Source organism: Glutamicibacter uratoxydans (assembly GCF_006539925.1).
GTDB lineage: Bacteria > Actinomycetota > Actinomycetes > Actinomycetales > Micrococcaceae > Glutamicibacter > Glutamicibacter uratoxydans.
Map to the genome: position 1 here is coordinate 20206 of NZ_BJNY01000026.1, position 16334 is coordinate 36539.

The following is a 16334-nucleotide window of genomic DNA, read 5'->3' on the forward strand; positions in this document are numbered from 1 at the left end:
AAATCACCGCTGATTGTTATCTGTCCGTCACCATTTCACGGCTTCAATAAACCCCGCGTGTATTGTCTGTGAAAAAATTTTGAGATGACCCCAACGCAAGGTTCTCCACTTCACTGCACGCGTTCTCCCATATCACCAATGGTTCGACACCCGTAATTACACGCATGTAATTCGTGTGACTGGTGTGACCACTGTTGCCAACGATGTCTCAATTGGCCTAATGTGCTATGTGGGCCTTATCCAAATTGTGACCTTAGGATCCTAGGAAGTCACGGTTCGGATATCACCCATTGTCATCTCTTGGACTTAGTGAGGAACGATATGGCTTATCGCCACACGCTCGGTGTCGCCGCCAGCACCTTAGCCCTGGCAGTCTCCTGCCTGGCCGGAGTTGCATCCGCATCGGCAGCAACACCCACCTCAGTGCCTTCTTCAGTATCTGTTGCCAGCGAGCGTTCCTCGGACATGCCTTCTGCAGCCGAGATTGAAGCCGCAAAGAAGGACAAAGACTCCACCAATGCGATGATCGCGCGCATCGAAGCTTCTCTCGCTTCCAGCCGCGCCGAATTGCTCCAGGCTGAAACAACCGCTGCCGAAGCCCAGGAATCCCTGTTGAGCGCCGGCGAAGAGCGCGATCTGCGCACCGCGGAAGCCGAACAGGCAGTCAAGCAGCTGGCATTCGCCAAACAGTACCTCGAAGAGAGCCAGGCAGATCTGGGCGCTATCGCTTCAGACATCTACCGCAATGGCGCCGGCAACTCGACGCTGGGCATCCTGCTCAATAGCAGCGATTCCAACGACTTGTTCTACAAGGCGGCGACCATTGACACCCTGAGCCAGCAGCAGGTTCAGTCGGTGAACTCCGCCACCGAAGCAGAAGCCCTGGTTTCTGCGTGGCAGTCCTACGCTGACGCAGCGCAAAGCGCCGCTCAAGAGGCAACTGCCAATTTCGACAAGGCCGCCTCCACCGCGAACAGCACCCTGGCCTCCTATCAGGACTCGGTCAAGCCAGAGCAGGATCTTCGCAACGAACTCATCGGCAACCTTGCCAAGCTCAAGGATCAGGATGAGGCCAAGGTCCGCGCAGAGGTTCAGAAGCAAGAAGAAGCCCAGCAAGAAGCAAAGCTTCAGGAAAGCATCAACGCAGGCGCGGAGAACACTCCCGCACCAAGCGCCTCAGCTGCAGAAATCAAGCCTCTGTCGGTAGAGAAGCCGCAGGAACTTGAAATCGTTGATTCCAAGACCAAGCCGAAGGCCGAGAGCAACTCGCTGGAGAACCCGGCGTCAGCCCGCCCGGACTACATCGAGATCCAGCCAAAGGAATCCGAGGCTCCCAAGGAAACCCAGAAGCCAAAGGAAACCGAGGCACCAAAGCCGAAGAAGACCGAGGCCCCTAAGGAAACCCAAAAGCCAAAGGAAACCGAGGCACCAAAGCCGAAGAAGACTGAAGCTCCAAAGGAAACCCAAAAGCCAAAGAAGACCGAGGCTCCAAAGGAAACCCAAAAGCCAAAGAAGACCGAGGCACCAAAGCCGAAGAAGACTGAAGCTCCAAAGAAGACCGAAGCGCCTAAGAAGACTCAGGCTCCCAAGCCTGAGGAAACCGCTCCGCAGAGCGGCCGCAGCTTTGGCGCGGCAATCTCTTGGGCCTTGAAGACTGCCAATGACCCGAGCAAGTACTACGTCTACGGCGGCAACGGTCCAAACGCCTTCGACTGCTCCAGCTTCACCCAGTGGGCTTTCGCCAAGTCGGGCATCAACCTGCCTCGCACCTCGAGCCAGCAGTTCTACTCGGCTCCGCAGTATGTATCGCTGAACGAGCTGCAGCCCGGCGACCTGGTCTTCTCCAGCTCCAACGGCGGCGCATCGTTCTACCACGTTGCGATCTACATCGGCAACGGCCAGGTAGTCCACGCCCGCAACCCCAACGCCGGCATCTCCACCACCCCGCTGAGCTGGGTAAACAACATCTACTCGAAGGCTGCACGCTACTAGGCTGAGCACTTCGCCTGCGGCCCGCCTGGTGCGGGCCGCAGGCATTTAAGCAAGGCGATGGCCCGGCGGAAAAATCCACCGGGCCATCGCCTTGCCGTTTCTAGTCCTGCGACCGCGTATCAAAATTCTTGCGGTCTGCCAGCCGAGGGTCGTCCGAATCCGGAACGACCATGACCGGGCCCTTGGAGTGGTGCAGCACGCCCTGCGATGTGGAGCCGAGCAGCATCCCGGCAAATCCGCCGCGGCCGCGCGAGCCTGTCACCGTCAGCACCGCGTGCTCGGATTCGCGGATCAGCACCTCCACCGGGGGACCGCTGACAACGTCGGTCTCCAGCTTGAGGTTAGGGTAGTGCGAGGTCAGCCATGCGACGCCGACGCTCATCTGGTAGCGCACGTCTTCCAGCACAGCTTCCTGGTCGACGGTGGCCGGCATCCATGCCAGCGCCGCGCCCACCGGGGCCACCGCGCAGATCAAGCGCAGCGTCAGCCCGCTGGCAACCGCGGCATCGGCTGCAGCCAGCACTGCTGCACGCGCCCGGTCTGAACCGTCCACGCCAACAACAATCGCCTTGCGGTCCGCGGCCGCCGTAGCTTCTGCATCGCCTTCCTGCTCCTTGGCCATGGACAGCGGCACGACTACCGTCGGGCACTTTGCGTGGGCGGGCAGCGCGGAAGACACCGAGCCGAGAAGCCGGCCCACAAAGCCGCCGCGGCCGCGAGTTCCCACGACTACCAGTTCCGCATCTTTGCTCAGATCCAGCAGGACGCCCGAAGGGTCGCCGGATTCAATATAGGTGCGGATGGTCGCCTTGCTGCCTTCGAGGTCGGCGCGGGCCTGCCGGACGATGTCCTCTGCCCCGCCGCGGATCAAATCATCGTCGAGGGTCGAGTATCCGGCATCCATGGAGGAGGCCGCGAAAACCGGAATCGTGTAGGCGGAGACGATGTTCAATACACTTCCGCGGCGCACAGCCTCGCGCTCGGCCCAGCGCAGCGCACACTTGCTCTGCTGGGATCCGTCAACGCCGACGACAATACCTTCAATTTTTTCAGCTGCGACTGGTGCTTCGTCACTCATCTGACTCGCTCCTCAACTTTTTCGGTTATTTTCGGGGCGTGACTCCCCTTACACCCAATGTACTCGTTGGCGCGCCGGTATGTGAGTTGGGTCTAAAGATTTCACGCAGAGCCTACTCAGCGCAAAAAACTATATTGGAATGAGCTCAAAAGCACCTAGAATTTTTCTATGCCCTCCTCCACGCAAAGCGCGCCACCTATTACTATGCGCAACCGTATTGACCGCTTCTTCATGATCTCGGAGCGACGCTCCACCTTTGCCACCGAACTGCGCGGCGGCATCGCCACCTTCTTCGCCATGAGCTACATCGTGGTGCTCAACCCGCTGGTGCTCTCCGGCGCCGACGCCTCCGGCGGCGAGCTGGGCGTCCAGCGCGTTGCGGCCGTGACCGCGCTGGTCTCCGGCGTCCTGACCATCATCATGGGCATCTGGGCCCGCAGCCCCTTCGCCATGGCCACCGGCCTGGGCGTCAACGCCTTCGTCGCCATCACCGTGGCCACCAACCCGGAGCTCACCTGGGCCGACGTCATGGGCCTGGTGGTCATCGCGGGCATCGTGATGTTCGTGCTGGTGCTCACCGGCTTCAGAACCGCGGTGTTCAATGCGGTTCCGGCCGGGCTGAAAACCGCCATCGTGGTGGGCATCGGCATGTTCATCGCGCTGATCGGCCTGGTCAACGCCGGGTTCGTGCAGCGCATCCCGGATGCCGCCCACACCACTGTTCCGGTGGGCCTGGGCTTTGACGGCCGCCTGATGGGCTGGCCGATCCTGGTCTTCATTATCGGCCTGCTGCTGACCATGACCCTGGTGGTCCGCAAGGTCAAGGGAGCAATCCTGATCGGCATCGTCGTCTCCGCCGTCGTTGCCAACATCTTCGAGGCAGTGTTCCACGTCAGCGATTCCGAAACCAACGGCTGGTCGCTGGTGGTTCCTTCGATGCCAAGCTGGCACCTGCCCGACCTATCGCTGATCGGCGACGTCTCCCTGTTCGGCGCCTTCGCCAAGATCGGCCCGACCGCCGCCTCGCTGCTGGCCTTCGTGATTCTGCTGTCCATCTTCTTCGACGCCATGGGCACCATGGTGGGCCTGGCCGCAGAAGCTGACCTGGTCGATGAGAACGACCAGATCCCGAACGTGGATAAGGTCCTGCTGGTGGATGCCGCAGGCGCCATCGTCGGCGGCGGCACCTCCAGCTCCTCGGCGCAGATCTTCGTCGAATCCGGCGCAGGCATCGGCGAGGGCGCCCGCACGGGCCTGGCTTCGGTGTTCACCGGCCTGCTGATGATCGTCGCAATGTTCCTGAGCCCGCTGATCTACCTGGTGCCCTTCGAGGCTGTAGCCCCGGCGCTGGTGGTCGTCGGCTTCATGATGATCACCCAGATCACCAAGATCGACTGGAACGACTGGGGAGTCGCGCTGCCGGCATTCCTGACCTTCACCCTGATGCCGTTCACCTACTCGATCGCCAACGGCATCGGCGCAGGCTTCATCTCCTACGTCTTCATCCGCGCCACCCAGGGCCGCGCGAAGGAAATCCACCCGCTGATGTGGGTTGTGGCAACCGCCTTCGTGCTGTTCTTCGGCATCGGCCTGATCGAAGACTGGGCCGGAGTGGCCTAAACGCCTCCCGCCCCGCCATCAGCGGCCTGCACCCCTGCGGTGCGGGCCGCTTTGCCATAGCATGGCCCTATGGCAGAAAACAGCACCACAGGCACGTGGATCCAGGTCGCGGCAGGCCTGAAGAACCCTCAGATGAGGACAGTTCTGGGGCAGGTATTGGCCGGGCAGGCCCAGGAGATCGACGCACAGGCCAAGGCGAATGCCAAGGCGCTGCAGCGCTGGGCAGGCATCGGACTGCTCGCCCAGGATGCCGACGGAAGCTGGCAGGTCAACGAACAGCTGCTGGCCGACACCCTGGCCTCAGCCGGAGCGGCGAAAGCCGACCGCAGCGGGATCCTGCGCTTCTTCGACGGGCCGAAGCTGCACACGCTGCCGGCCAAGCCTGCCGACCGGCGCGAAGTGCTGCTCTACCTGCGCGATGCGGTGATCGCCGAGGGGCAGGTGCTGCGCGAGGAGCAGCTCAATGAGCGCCTGGGCGTCTTCCATCCGGACACCGCGCTGATCCGCCGCTACCTGGTGGACCACGGCCTGCTGTCTAGGGCGGCCGATGGATCCAGCTACCGGATTGGTTCCGACTAGTCCTGGATGACCGCCGCCTCCCCGGCAAAGCGCACTGCCGCCGCTCCAGAAACCAGCTGGGCCGGCAGCGGAGCTGTGCGCAGGCTGCGCTCGAAGGCGGGCCCCAAGGCCAGTGGCTCGTCGCTGGCGAGGAACACGATGTTTCCATAGCGCCGGCCCTTGAGCATCGGCGCATCGGCGATCAGCGCGACGTGCTTGAACACCGAAAGCAGCGTGGCGGCCTCGGCCCTGGCACCGGCCAGGTCTGCGGTGTCTCCGCAGTTCATCACGTAGACTCCGCTGGCATCCAGCACGCGCTGGGCTTGGCGGGCATAGGCCGCGGTGGTCAGCTCGCGCGGCGTCGTGCTGCCGGCGAAAACGTCGCGGATGATCACATCCCTGCTCGCATCGCTCAGGGTCGGCAGCACCTGGCCTGCATCCCCCACGCGCAGGCGCACCAGCGGGGCCTTGGGGACCTCGAAGTTGGTGCGCACCAGTTCGGCAAGCTTTGCATCCAGCTCCACCACTACCTGGCGCGCGTTCTCGTACTTGGCGGCGACCCAGCGGGCCATGGAGCATCCGCCGCCGCCCAGGTGCAGCACGCGCAGTTTCCGCGCACGCCCGTCAAATTGTTCGGCTGGGAAGCCGATGGCGAAAACCGGCTCCATCCAGCGCATGTATTCAAAGTCCAGGTACGTGGGGTCATCGAGATCCACGTGCGAGGAAGGCACTCCGTTGACCTTGAGGATATAGCGGTTGGCGCCATAGGGGTCGGCTTCGATCTCCGCCGTGCCGGTGTCGATGGGGTAGCTGCCGAGCAGCGAATTCTTGGTGTCCCTAGCCATTGCGGCGCACCATCCGCTGCTCGGTCAGGCCCTGCCAAGAACCGGTGAGTTCCTCGCTGGTTCCGTCCAGTTCGAAACCGTGCTTCCGGTAGAAGGCGATGGCGCGCTCGTTGCCCTGCAGCACCCACAGCAGCGCCGGCCTCTGGCCAAGGACCACTTCCATGAGATGCGCCCCCAGGCCGCTGCCATAGTGTTCTTCGAGGATATAGAGCATGCCCAGTTCGATGTCGACTCCCGCGTCGCGGTCCTCATCGATGGCAGGGGTGCCGCCGGCAATGCCGATGATCTTCCCTGCAGCATTTTCCGCAATGAAGAACTGCGCCCCGGAGGCCAGCCCCCGCTCCCACCAAGCAACCTGTCCATCCAGCTGCTGTTCGTGGAAGGTGAAGAAGTCTTCACCCCGCACCTCGCCGTAGGCTTGACGCCATGCTTCCAGTTTCATCTCGAGGGCCGGGCGCACATCTTCTAAAGTTGCTGCGCGGATCCGGTAGTCGTTGTTTTCAGGCACTCATCTAGCCTACGGCAGAGCGGCAACGGACCGTGCCAACACCGTGCCCCTCCTACTTAAGTACGATTGCGGGCGCGTGGGTTCTTTGAAAAAATAGCCCAATACTTACAAATGAATGCGGGAAAGGGAGCTGCGGTTTGAGTCGAAACCAAATCTTTGCGGGCCTTACTGGTTCCGTCATTGCTGGTCTCACCATCGTCGTCAGCCTCTCGCCCAGTTTCTGGGTCATTCTTCTGGGAAGCCTGCTGCTGATCACCGGGTTCAGTGTGCTGTCCAAACTTGAGCGTTCTTGGGGACCCACCAAATCGGGTTCCTACCACTATGTAGTTCCCATGGTGATTGGGCCGGCGTTGGGCGGCCTGCTGCGCGGCACGCAGTACGCAGTGTGGCTGGGAGTTCCCGCAGGTCTCCTCTGCGGCATCGCCGCCTACCTCTTAATCATCAAGTCCCCTCCCTTCGCCGAAAGTGATTCGGACCTGGAAGAGGACTTGCTGGCAAGTTCACACACGACATCGCGGTTCTAGAGCCGGGTTACAGCACCCGGGCCAGCGCGAAGCCGTCCCAGCCTTTCGAGCCTACGGTCTGCAAGGCAGTGGCTGAAACTTGTTTAGAGTCGCGCAGCCACAACAAGGCTTCCTGGGTTCCCCTGATGTCAGCTTCCTGAAGGCCGTGCTGGGAAGGGTCGTCAAGGATTTTTCCTGCGCGAATGACGTTGTCAACCACCAGCACGGTTCCCGGCCTAGACAGTTTCAAGGCCCGCTGCAGGTAGGCGACGTTGTTTCGCTTGTCAGCATCGATGAAGATCAAGTCGAATGGCGTGGTCCGGGAATCGATCAGGGAGTCCAGCGTCCCGACTGCGTCCCCTAGGCGGATCTCGACTCGATCCGAAAGGCCCGCCCGCTGCAGGTTCTCCCGCGCCACGGATGCATGCAGCGGCTCGACCTCGCAGCTGATAACTGTTCCCGAGGCTCCTACTCCCCTGGCTAGCCAGCTCGTGGAGTAGCCTCCGAGTGTTCCGATTTCCAAAACCCTGGTAGACGCGCTGATTTCAATCAGCAGCTGCAGGAACTTGCCCTGGGCAGTGCTGATTTCGATGTGCGGCAAACCTGCGTTGTGTGCGTGTTCGCGGCCTGCTTCCAGCTCAGGTATCTCCAAACCGAGAGCTGAGTTCAGATAGGCATCGACCGCCGGGCTTTCATGGTCAGCCAAATGATGGATCATAATTCCTGATTCTCCTCACTATTCTCGATAGCCTGCAATTGCCATTGAAGCGGTTCCGGCAGTGACTGTACTGGGTCACAGCTGTGGCAAAGTTCTGGATCTGTCGAGAAACGAGAAGCGGATCAAGGCTCAACTAGGGTTCAGCCTCCCTCGCCCCTCATTTCCGATGGACACAGGTTATCCAATCTCAGGCTACGTCCGTTCGCTGAACAATGACAGAGAGTTTTTCGGTGGCCTCGATGTCGATGCTGGTTCGAACCTGGCTGGCGTCCCAGTCGAACATTCCTGGGCCGTCTGTATCAAGCAACGCCAACAGGATTCCCAACAGCATCAGGACCAAGGTGGATCGGATGAACATCGCCCACCCTGCCTTCCACCATCCAACGCGCGAGCCGTCTTTGATGCGCACGAGCCGCGTACCGGTCAGCAGGCCTCCCAATGCGCGCCCATCGCGGAAGAACCATCCGTACAGGAATGGAAGAAGGACTGAAAGTAGTACAAAGATGCCGATTGCCGATAGAACTGCTTCTTCATCAGCAAAATCGCCGAGGGAACCACACGCGATGCCTACCGAGACACCCGCAATCAATAGAAAATCGATGAGCCAGGCGATGAAGGCGGCCGGCGCTGATGCTCCCACGTATATTCCACCAGTGCGGAATCTGCGAATTCTTTCTGCCGCCTTGTTTCCCAAGGCGGGCTCGGCCGCTTCGCGAATTGATGTCAGCGTTTGAGCATTCTTTGCTCTGGTTCTCGGCTTGGCCACCGTCATAGCTTCTCATGGCACTCCTGAAATCATTCAGTTTCACACTTCACCAGGTTGGCTTAAAGACGTGATGCCAGGCCCTTTTTGGATGAGCGGAATACCGCTGGATGCCAAACGGGCTATTGCTAATTCGCCACGTAGACCTGCTTGCGGCCAACGTCATCGCGTTCTGCCCAGTCCAGCAGCGCCATCGCCATGTCCGCTGAAGTAATCTGCCAACCGTTGCTCAACGGCCCTTCAGCGCTGAAACGGTAGTCGTTCTTGGCGGCAGACGCGGTGATCCTTGGCGAGCGCACGGAGGTCCACTGTACGTCGCTTTCCCAAAGGACAATATCCATGCGCCGCATATCGTCGTAGGTAGCCCCCAAGAATTTCTGTAGCAGTGGAAAGACGATGCAGCGTTTCAGGAAGCCCTTCTTCGCCCAATGGTCGGCGACCTCGGATGAAATGACGACTAAGCGCTGCACCTGGTGCTCATCCATCCCAGCAATTAGATTCTCAGCACCCACGGAGTAGAGCGTGGTCGGCGTTTTGGAGGTTCCAATTCCCACACAGCTGATGACCGCATCGACGTCTGCAAGAAGGGGAACGATGGAGTCCCGCATCAAGATATCTGCCTGCTCAACTCGAAGATCGCTGTGCTCCAGGCCGAGGCCCTGCGGGTGGCGTGCAATAGCGGTGACCTGGTGGCCCCGCTCTAAAGCCTGCTCGACGACAAGCCTGCCGACCATCCCTGTAGCGCCGGCAACTAGAATCCTCATTGGCTTCTCCTCCGCTGATATCCACCCACTTCGGTTTCAACGCTAGTAGTGACTCGGCAGAGATCGAGCAATAGCCTCGCGAGAAATAGGATCTGCTCAGGCAATCCTCAGCACGAAGGAACAATGAGCAGCATGCGCCAAGGAACTACTGTCTCTTTCAAAGCTGCAGTTACAGAATCGGACTAGCTTGTATTTGGCCGGACCGAGTAGCAACTCGGTCCTCCAAAGCCGGTGCTCTCGCCAAGACTCCACTGGCCACGCCCGATTACGTTCCACTTATGCAGCACAACACAAGATGCCAGCCGAAGGCTTTGGGGCCGCACCTGACCGATGAGACCCCAAAGCTTTAATAATGAAAACTACTGGGAGACCTTGACGATTACCTTGCCGCGAACGTGTCCGCCACTTACCAAGTCTTGAGCCTTAGCAATATCGGCCAGCTGGAATTCGGCAGCCACAGGAACTACGACCTTTCGGGTTGCGACTGCTTCTATTACCTGGGTCAGGGCGCCGTCGAAGCCTGGTTCAGTACCCAGCACCAGGATGCCGCCGCCCTGCATCACCGCTGGATCAACCAGGGTCACTACCTTCGCCGCGTTTCCGGTCAAGCGCTTCAATGCTTCGAATTTCCCGCCTGTGGACAGGTCGAATGCAGCTGCGTAAGTAGCACCGTCGGCAGCTGCCGCCGCTTCCGCTTCCCAATCGCCGGCATAGTCGATGGCAATAGCTCCAAGCGAAGCCAGATAATCCTGATTCCGGGAGGAAGCTGTGGCAACAACCTTGAGTCCGGCAGACAGCGCCAACTGGGTCAGGAACGTGCCGACACCGCCGGTAGCCCCATCCACGAAGATCAAATCGCCCGTTGTCACTTTGGATAAGCCCAGTGCGCGAACCGCTGTGCTGCCTCCGACTCCGATGGTGGCGGCCAGCTTCAGATCCAGGCTTTCCGGCACCTTAGTCAGAGCCGCAGCATAGGTTGCAACATACTCCGCGTTGGACCCCGCGGGAGCCATGCCAGCAACCCGGTCCCCTACGGACAGCCCTTCGACATCCGTGCCCACAGCATCCACAACACCTGCTAAATCCATACCTGTCATAGCCGGCTGCGCCAGTTCAGCCGAGTCGCTGAGCACACCCATACGGTACTTCACATCTACCGGATTGACGCTGGTGTACTCAACGCGTACGCGGACCATGCCCGGCCCCGGCTCCGGCATCAATTGGTCAACGATCTCAAGAACACCGCTATCACCGAATCGACGGTAGATGACTGCCTTGTGCATAAGTATTCACCTTTAACTTTCAAGTTCTCCGGATTGTCCGGAGTTATGTGGAAGAAATATTCCATTTACTATACGCTGGGGGTCGTGAGTAACGCCAATGCCTCCGTGAACTCCTCCAAGCGTCCGCTACGAGCCGATGCCGCGAAGAACAAGCAGATCATCTTAGACACCGCCAGGCATTTGTTCGCGAGCCGTGGAATGGAGGTAACACTCGAGCAGGTTGCCGCCGCTGCAGGGCTGGGTGTAGGCACCGTGTATCGACGCTTTCCCACTGTCGATAAGTTGATTGACGAATTATTCGGCGCCCGTTTCATTGATTGGGCTGCTAGGGTTGAAGACTTAACGCTCCGTGCCGAGGCCGATCCGTGGGGCGCTTTTGAAGCCTATCTATTCGCTCTTGCCGAGGCTCAAGGCTGCGATGCAGCTTTTGCTCAGCTCCTAGTTGAGCCATTGGACGGCAACTGCCGATTCGGGGAAATGCATGTTCAAACCATCCGCGGCGCCCAGATCATTCTGACCCGAGCGCGCGATGCAGGCGTAGTTCGTGCAGATCTGAGCGACGAGTATCTTATCCACTTGCAATTGGCGATCTTAGGCATCGTCGGTGCCGGCAATGCCCTTGGTGCTTCAGCTGCCAGAACAGTGGTCAAGCTATTCTTGGCCGGTTCCAAACCGCAGGAGGCGCACTCGGACAAGCTCCCCTCCCCTACGGTCCAAGAACAAAACTGCTGGCATAATCTGCTCAAAGACTGAAAAGCCTAGGTCGCCTTCAACCGGGCTAGCTCTCCACTCGGACTGTCGGGTTATCAGGCATATTCCACCGAAACAACACTAGGTGCCACAGCCCCGGCTTGGTCCTTGAAGGATCGATTAAACCGTTCGCGCCTGCTGCAATGAGCTGATCGCGGACGAGCCACGAACGAGGTGAACCGCCCTCTGCAACTGTTTCCTGCCATGGTGCAATAGCATCGGACAAGTCGATTCCCAGCGCAGCAAGAGCTTTCCCATTACGCAGATCGACAATGCCGTCCGCCTCGACGGATAGCCGCAGGGTCTCTAGGGCCATCGCACGGTTGTCCTTATGAGCAGCCATTGCCGCTTCGACGCCGTCGAGTGACGAGCTGAGATACAACGTCGGTTCATTTGGACGAGAGTACCTGCCGGCGGAACGCGACCCAGACAACGCGTAGCGTCTATACTGCGGATCCACCGCACGGTAAAACGTACCTTTTACAACTGGTGCAAAGATTGATGCAGGCAAGTTCATGCACCCAGCATCTCACGCGCTCTGCTGAGGTCATGAGCTCCTAAGCCCGCTCCTTTAAGAGCGGATTAATCATGGCTTGGATACTGTTGCATATTGCAGCCGTGAACCCAATAGCGACGACTGCGATGCCCTATCAATATCTGAGCCCAAGTGCGCTGAAGTAAATACGGCTGACGTTGCATTCCTGCGTCCGTCGATTCCTCATAGATGCGGAACTTAGCATTGGCCTGGGCCGGCGTACAGCCTATTGCAGGCGCAAGACCAGTCCGCGCCTTCTCGATTCTAAGCTGATTAGAGTTTCATTCGGAGGCCAGAAATGCGCTTGCCTAGCGCCGCAGCCCGAATACTCGGAACATAGTTCCAAGTGCACGGTTCAGACAGCCGAGCGGCAAAACTGCCTGCTACTACTGCTCCGAATCCTCGATGGCCTTCTCGAGGCGCTCGATCTTCCCGTCGATTTCACCGGTGTAGCCCGGGCGGATGTCTGCTTTGAGGACCAGTGCGACACGCGAGCCGAACTTGCCGGCGGCGAAGGTGGCGCGCTTGACCACGTCCATGACTTCGTCCCATTCACCCTCGATCTCGGTGAACATGGAGCTGGTGCGATTGGGCAGGCCCGATTCGCGGACGATCTTCACTGCCTCGGCCACTGCATCGTGGACCGAACCATCTGGATTGTCATTGCTGGGGGCTACAGAAAAAGCTACGATCATGCTTCAACTTTCCCACCGCCACCGGTGTTTTCCCAAAGTATTGCGCCCTACCTAAAACATCTGCACGGGGCTATGGTGAAAGAAGGCAGCCGTGACTGGCCGCTTTCTTCAGGTACAGCCACAACTGCCCAGCAGATTCAGGCAGTGTGCCACGAAGGAAGGATCGAGAAATGACTCATGAACAGCATGTGCTCCATCGCCAGAAGATCGTCGTTCTGCTCTTGTTGATTCTGACCATCGCTTCCTTCGCAGTCTCCCAGGTCACCGCGTTGGCCAGCATCTCGGGAATCTTCGCGGCCGTTGCGGTCCTGTCCCTGCTCGCCATATTGGCCATCGCCATCAACGGCTTCTGGCGGACTACACGGACAACCCACTGATACCCGTTTAAATAGCTGTGCCCGCCATGAAAGGCGGGCACAGCTATTTCAGGCAGCTAATCCGGTGGCTCGCAGCGCCACCGCGGCAAGGGCGCCGACGATCACGACCACCAGGTAGGGTGCCTTGAAGACCAAGGCGATGATGGCGGCCCCCAGTGCGCCGATGCGCGCATCGATGACCAGCTGCTGTCCGCTGGTCACGGCGTTGACTGTCACCAGCGAGGCCAGCAGGGCGATGGTCAGCGTGGCCGCCACATGGGACATGGTCGGCGAGTCCAAGACCTTGCGCGGGACGAAGTATCCGCAGAGCTTCACCGCATAGGCGGTCAGGCAGGCGGCGAGAATCCACCAGCTCAGTTCGCTCATGGTTTTCCCTCCCCTTCCTTCACGCTTTGAAGCTCACCGTGTTCCGTGGCGGCCGAAGCCCGCTTGGCGGTGGACATCGCGTAGAGCGCCGCGCAGGCTGCGGTGATGAGGATCGGCAGGCCAGGAGCGCTCAAGGGCACAGCAATAGCTGTGACCACTGCCGCCGCCAGGGCGATGAGCACCGGTTCGGTGGCCTTCAGCCTTGGCCACAGCAGCCCGATGAAGGCGGCGACCGCAGCGCCGTCCAGGCCCCAGGCGGCGGGGTCTCCCATGCGTTCGCCGAGCAGCGCACCGATGAGGGTGAACAGGTTCCACAGCACGTAGACGCCGACGCCTGCCGTGAAGAATCCGCGCTTCTTTTCCGCGATCTCCGACTGTCCCAGGCTCACCGCGGTGGATTCGTCGATGGTCACCTGCGCCATCCACGGCACCCACTTTGCCGTGGGGCGCAGGGTCTGCTTGATCTGCATCCCGTAGACGGCATTGCGGATGCCCAGCAGCGAGGCCGCAGAAAACGCGGCCGATGCCGCTCCTCCTCCGGAGATCACGCCGATGAAAGCAAACTGGGATCCGCCGGTGAACATCAGCGCGCTCAGCGCCACGGTCTGCCAGAGGTTCAGGCCCGCCGCGATGGACAGCGCCCCGAAGGAGATACCGTAGAGGCCCGTGGCAATCGCGATGGATAATCCCATCTTGGTTGCCGGGGTCAGCCATTTAGCCTGCGTGGCGGGCATCGTACCTAACCTTGTAGACTCCGCGCTTGACCTTGGCATCTCCGATCACGACGTCTGCCAGCTGGTTCACGTGGCTGACATGGGTACCGCCGCAAGGTTCCGCATTGACACCCTCGATGGTGACGGTGCGGACACCCTCGGCATCCATGACGGTAGTGACGGCTCCGCCGTTGGCGATGAGTTCGTCCACACGCTGCTGCAGCCAGGCCTTGGCTGCAGCACGCTCGGCGTCGTCGCCCAAAGGCAGGTCCACGCTGGCTGGGTCGAAGTCTAGGCGCGCCTGGCCCGGGAAATGCGAGTGGCCCTTGTGCTGCCAGCCGCGGTCTTCGCCGGCAAAGCCCAACACGTGGCCCGCGGTATGCAGGGCGGCGTTGAGCAGTCGGGATTCCTCATCGACCTCGCAGCTCACGGTGTCGCCGACGGCTAGTTCTCCTGCTCCGTGCAGAATGACTAGTCCTTCGTCATTGCGGCTCACGGAAATTTCAGTACCGTTAATGGCACCCTTGTCTTCCAGCTGGCCACCGCCTCGTGGGTGGAAGATGTTGGGGCTCACTGCCACCCAGCTGCCATCCTCGTCGGTGCCGGCTGCGATCACTGCTGCTTCGACGTTGAAGCGGTAGGTGTCTTCCAGGTAGAGGTTCTCCTGGGATGCGGTTGCGTTGCTCATGTGCGTTAGTTCAGTTCCAGTTCTTTGCGTAATTCAGCTGGACGATTGCTCGTCAGCTGTCCAACTCCGAGGCCGGTCAGGTACACGGCGTCGGCAGGGCGGTCCACCGTCCAGATGCGGGCTTTGAGCCCCTGGTCCAGCCATTGGCGCACCAGATGTTCGTTGGCTCGCGTCCAGGCGACGCCCGGGCCGATAATTCCAGCGCCTCCGGCGTTGATCAGTTCAATTCCCTCGGCAACCGAACGGTAGAGGACTTCATAGACCGCCGCCCGGCCGACCTGTCCAGTGGATAACAGTTCCTCTACCCATTCTCCATCAACTTCGGTGATCAGTTGGCACAGCAGATCTTTGTTGACGGTACGGGCCAAGTAGCGCAGGGATTCCGGTTCAAAGCTCATCAGCGTGACGAAGATCTGGCCGTGGGTTCCGGCCTGGCCAGTTTTCGGATCGAAGTTGAACTCCTGCAGAACCTTCAAGACCCCGTCTTCCAACAGGTGACCGAAAGGGCTTGGATGCTTAATTTCTACAGCGAGCCCGATTTTCACGCCGCGAGCATCAATCAATCCCAGCAGCTCGGCGAGGCTCAGCAGCTGCTCGTTCTCCTGGCCGTACTCTTCTGGAATAGCTGCGGGAACGACATTGGTGAAGTCCAGGGATTTGAGCTCTTCAAGGGTGCGCGCGGCGACTAGTCCGGTGGAGTCCGAGGTTCGGTCTACCGTGGGATCGTGGTGGCAGACCACTATGCCGTCTTTGCTCAGATGGACGTCGCATTCGATGCCGTCTGCACCGTCGTCGATGGCTTGCAGGTAGGCGGCGCGGGTGTTCTCTGAGAACTTGTGGGAGCTGCCGCGATGTGCGTAGAAGAGCGTGTCCATATCTCCTACGCTACGCGGTCAGTCATTGCGTGTGCGAGAAATCTAGGGCATGTCGAGGAGTGGCTAGGAACCCTGCCGGTCATAGCTCAGGAATAATGCGCCACTCGGCGTTTGAAAAGTGTTTGTTAATGACCATTGCACCGGTTCGAATTCTCCGCTGAGCAAAGGAATTCCTGCACCGATGGTCAGAGGAGCAAGTTTCAGAATCAGCCGATCGATCTCTGAATACAATGAACCGGCAATCGTGGATCCTCCAACAAGCCAAAGATCCTTGCCCTGTTCTCGTTTGAGCTGGCGCACCGCCTCGAGAGGGTTCTGGGCGCTGATCTCCACTTGTTCTGATGGAGGAAGGCTCTTCGAAAAGACGATATGCCTCAGATGTTCAAAGGCGTCTTCGACGCCAGCGTCCAGCCCGACTCGATAGCTATTACTGCCTTCAATAACAGTGTCGAAGTGTGTACCTGGATCGGTGACGCCCAATGCGGCTCGAGCACCGGTGGGGAGGATCTCTGGATAGGTACTGATCAAGTACTGCAGGTAGTCAGCCGGAATGGGCCAGAATCCGTTGGGGCCCGTAGGATCGGCCCCATCTGGGCCGGCAATAAAACCATCAAGAGTGGAGGCTACACAGTAAACGAGTCGGCGCATTGTCAGAGCCTAGCACCGCGGGTCTGTGTTGTCTTCTAAACTTGCTGGTTAAAGC

Annotated in this window: 20 protein-coding genes; 6 read left to right on the forward strand and 14 right to left on the reverse strand. The window is 59.8% G+C overall.

Annotated elements, in window-relative coordinates:
- Window positions 1-321: 321 nt before the first annotated feature.
- On the forward strand, window positions 322-1992 hold the full coding sequence (locus AUR04nite_RS16535; RefSeq protein WP_141367183.1) for a C40 family peptidase: 1671 nt from the start codon (window positions 322-324) through the stop codon (window positions 1990-1992).
- A 100-nt stretch (window positions 1993-2092) separates the two neighbouring features.
- Here the strand turns inward: AUR04nite_RS16535 and AUR04nite_RS16540 are convergent, their stop codons facing one another.
- Window positions 2093-3070: a universal stress protein gene (locus AUR04nite_RS16540; RefSeq protein ID WP_141367185.1), complete on the reverse strand. Its 978-nt coding sequence runs from the start codon at window positions 3068-3070 to the stop codon at window positions 2093-2095.
- A gap of 204 nt (window positions 3071-3274) precedes the next feature.
- On the opposite strand from AUR04nite_RS16540, the gene AUR04nite_RS16545 reads away from it, so the two are divergent.
- Together AUR04nite_RS16545 and AUR04nite_RS16550 are read left to right on the forward strand one after the other, a co-directional pair.
- Window positions 3275-4690: an NCS2 family permease gene (locus AUR04nite_RS16545; protein ID WP_141367187.1), complete on the forward strand. Its 1416-nt coding sequence runs from the start codon at window positions 3275-3277 to the stop codon at window positions 4688-4690.
- Window positions 4691-4759: 69 nt separating this feature from the next.
- The gene (locus AUR04nite_RS16550) at window positions 4760-5269 is read left to right on the forward strand and encodes a DUF2087 domain-containing protein (RefSeq protein WP_141367189.1); all 510 of its coding nucleotides are present in this window, start codon (window positions 4760-4762) and stop codon (window positions 5267-5269) included.
- Here the strand turns inward: AUR04nite_RS16550 and AUR04nite_RS16555 are convergent.
- A complete protein-coding gene (locus AUR04nite_RS16555; RefSeq protein ID WP_141367191.1) occupies window positions 5266-6093 on the reverse strand; it encodes a spermidine synthase in 828 nt (275 codons plus the stop codon). The genes AUR04nite_RS16550 and AUR04nite_RS16555 overlap by 4 nt on opposite strands.
- Entirely contained in the window at window positions 6086-6601 is a 516-nt protein-coding gene (locus AUR04nite_RS16560) for a GNAT family N-acetyltransferase (RefSeq protein WP_141367193.1), read from the reverse strand. Before AUR04nite_RS16560 ends, AUR04nite_RS16555 begins: the two co-directional genes overlap by 8 nt.
- 137 nt (window positions 6602-6738) lie before the next feature.
- Here AUR04nite_RS16560 and AUR04nite_RS16565 point away from each other — a divergent pair, with 137 nt between their 5' ends.
- Window positions 6739-7125, forward strand: coding sequence for a hypothetical protein (locus AUR04nite_RS16565; RefSeq protein ID WP_141367195.1), 387 nt, complete (start codon window positions 6739-6741; stop codon window positions 7123-7125).
- A gap of 7 nt (window positions 7126-7132) precedes the next feature.
- Here AUR04nite_RS16565 and AUR04nite_RS16570 read toward each other — a convergent pair whose 3' ends face one another.
- The 4 genes from AUR04nite_RS16570 to AUR04nite_RS16585 form a co-directional block, all read right to left on the reverse strand.
- On the reverse strand, window positions 7133-7822 hold the full coding sequence (locus tag AUR04nite_RS16570) for an O-methyltransferase (protein ID WP_141367197.1): 690 nt from the start codon (window positions 7820-7822) through the stop codon (window positions 7133-7135).
- A gap of 187 nt (window positions 7823-8009) precedes the next feature.
- On the reverse strand, window positions 8010-8594 hold the full coding sequence (locus AUR04nite_RS16575) for an RDD family protein (RefSeq protein WP_141367199.1): 585 nt from the start codon (window positions 8592-8594) through the stop codon (window positions 8010-8012).
- Between the two features lie 119 nt (window positions 8595-8713).
- Complete coding sequence (locus tag AUR04nite_RS16580) at window positions 8714-9349, reverse strand: NAD(P)-dependent oxidoreductase (protein WP_141367201.1); 636 nt, start codon at window positions 9347-9349, stop codon at window positions 8714-8716.
- 359 nt (window positions 9350-9708) lie between these two features.
- Window positions 9709-10632: an NADP-dependent oxidoreductase gene (locus tag AUR04nite_RS16585; protein ID WP_141367203.1), complete on the reverse strand. Its 924-nt coding sequence runs from the start codon at window positions 10630-10632 to the stop codon at window positions 9709-9711.
- A gap of 84 nt (window positions 10633-10716) precedes the next feature.
- Here AUR04nite_RS16585 and AUR04nite_RS16590 point away from each other — a divergent pair, with 84 nt between their 5' ends.
- Window positions 10717-11385: a TetR/AcrR family transcriptional regulator gene (locus AUR04nite_RS16590; RefSeq protein ID WP_170184257.1), complete on the forward strand. Its 669-nt coding sequence runs from the start codon at window positions 10717-10719 to the stop codon at window positions 11383-11385.
- Between the two features lie 25 nt (window positions 11386-11410).
- On the opposite strand, the gene AUR04nite_RS16595 is transcribed toward AUR04nite_RS16590, so the two are convergent.
- Together AUR04nite_RS16595 and AUR04nite_RS16600 are read right to left on the reverse strand one after the other, a co-directional pair.
- Window positions 11411-11899, reverse strand: a complete 489-nt coding sequence (locus AUR04nite_RS16595) for an RES domain-containing protein (RefSeq protein ID WP_141367207.1) — start codon at window positions 11897-11899, stop codon at window positions 11411-11413.
- A 404-nt stretch (window positions 11900-12303) separates the two neighbouring features.
- Window positions 12304-12612 carry a thiamine-binding protein gene (locus tag AUR04nite_RS16600; protein WP_141367209.1) on the reverse strand — a complete coding sequence of 103 codons (309 nt, stop codon included), beginning with the start codon at window positions 12610-12612 and terminating at the stop codon, window positions 12304-12306.
- A gap of 170 nt (window positions 12613-12782) precedes the next feature.
- On the opposite strand from AUR04nite_RS16600, the gene AUR04nite_RS16605 reads away from it, so the two are divergent.
- Window positions 12783-12989, forward strand: a complete 207-nt coding sequence (locus AUR04nite_RS16605) for a hypothetical protein (RefSeq protein WP_141367210.1) — start codon at window positions 12783-12785, stop codon at window positions 12987-12989.
- 48 nt (window positions 12990-13037) lie between these two features.
- Here the strand turns inward: AUR04nite_RS16605 and AUR04nite_RS16610 are convergent, their stop codons facing one another.
- From AUR04nite_RS16610 to AUR04nite_RS16630, 5 genes are all read right to left on the reverse strand, one after another.
- Window positions 13038-13355, reverse strand: a complete 318-nt coding sequence (locus AUR04nite_RS16610; RefSeq protein WP_141367212.1) for an AzlD domain-containing protein — start codon at window positions 13353-13355, stop codon at window positions 13038-13040.
- Window positions 13352-14089, reverse strand: a complete 738-nt coding sequence (locus tag AUR04nite_RS16615) for an AzlC family ABC transporter permease (protein WP_246055576.1) — start codon at window positions 14087-14089, stop codon at window positions 13352-13354. The genes AUR04nite_RS16610 and AUR04nite_RS16615 overlap by 4 nt, the downstream gene beginning before the upstream one ends.
- Entirely contained in the window at window positions 14070-14756 is a 687-nt protein-coding gene (locus AUR04nite_RS16620; protein ID WP_141367214.1) for an alanyl-tRNA editing protein, read from the reverse strand. The genes AUR04nite_RS16615 and AUR04nite_RS16620 overlap by 20 nt, the downstream gene beginning before the upstream one ends.
- Before the next feature lie 5 nt (window positions 14757-14761).
- Window positions 14762-15631, reverse strand: coding sequence for a glycerophosphodiester phosphodiesterase (locus AUR04nite_RS16625; RefSeq protein ID WP_141367216.1), 870 nt, complete (start codon window positions 15629-15631; stop codon window positions 14762-14764).
- A gap of 63 nt (window positions 15632-15694) precedes the next feature.
- Complete coding sequence (locus AUR04nite_RS16630) at window positions 15695-16279, reverse strand: dihydrofolate reductase family protein (protein WP_141367218.1); 585 nt, start codon at window positions 16277-16279, stop codon at window positions 15695-15697.
- Between the last annotated feature and the right edge of the window lie 55 nt (window positions 16280-16334).